1 pseudogene is annotated in these 722 nt (G+C 64.8%); it reads left to right on the forward strand.

Features of this window, described 5'->3' with window-relative positions:
- A pseudogene (locus EN991_RS38560) lies at window positions 1–722 on the forward strand (indolepyruvate ferredoxin oxidoreductase); the annotation flags it as partial.

Genomic DNA, 722 nt, shown 5'->3' on the forward strand with positions numbered 1-722 from the left:
TGGTTTCGAGCTGTCGGAGATTTCCAACACGCCGGTCATGCTGCAGGTGCGCATCCGCTGCTGCCACGTGCATGGCCATTTCATCGCCAAGGACAACAAGCGGCCGCCGATGACGGTCGCCGATGCCCTCGACGCGCCGCGCCGCGACACCGGCCGCATCGTGCTGCCGCCCGCCTCCTTCCTGCATGAGAAGGAGAAGGTGCAGAAACGCTGGCCGGCGGCGGTCGACTTCATCGCCAAGAACAAGATCAACGAGTTCTTCGGCTCGGACCATGGCTCGGTCGGCATCGTCATGCAGGGCGGCATGTACAATTCGGTCATCCGCGCGCTGCAGCGGCTCGGCCTTGCCGACACCTATGGCGACACCGACGTGCCGCTCTATGTGCTCAATGCCGTCTATCCCTTGATCGATGACGAGTTCCTGTCGTTCTGCGAGGGCAAGCAGTCGGTGCTGGTCGTCGAGGAAGGCCAGCCCAACTACATCGAACAGGCCTTTGCTTCGATGCTGCACAAGGCCGGTCGAGGCACCAGGCTGGTTGGCAAGGAGCATCTGCCGATGGCCGGCGAATATACCGGCCAGGTCATGCTCGACGGCATCGGCGCCTTCCTGCGCGCCGAGGCGCCGCATCTGCTGCCGGGCGAGGTGCGCGCGCCCAACAAGGTCGGCGACGGCGTTGATGCAGCCGACCTCATCAATGTCGTGCCGGGCCGTCCGCCGGGCT

This window comes from Mesorhizobium sp. M7A.F.Ca.US.005.03.2.1, from assembly GCF_003997795.1.
In the GTDB taxonomy this organism is placed as follows: domain Bacteria; phylum Pseudomonadota; class Alphaproteobacteria; order Rhizobiales; family Rhizobiaceae; genus Mesorhizobium; species Mesorhizobium ciceri.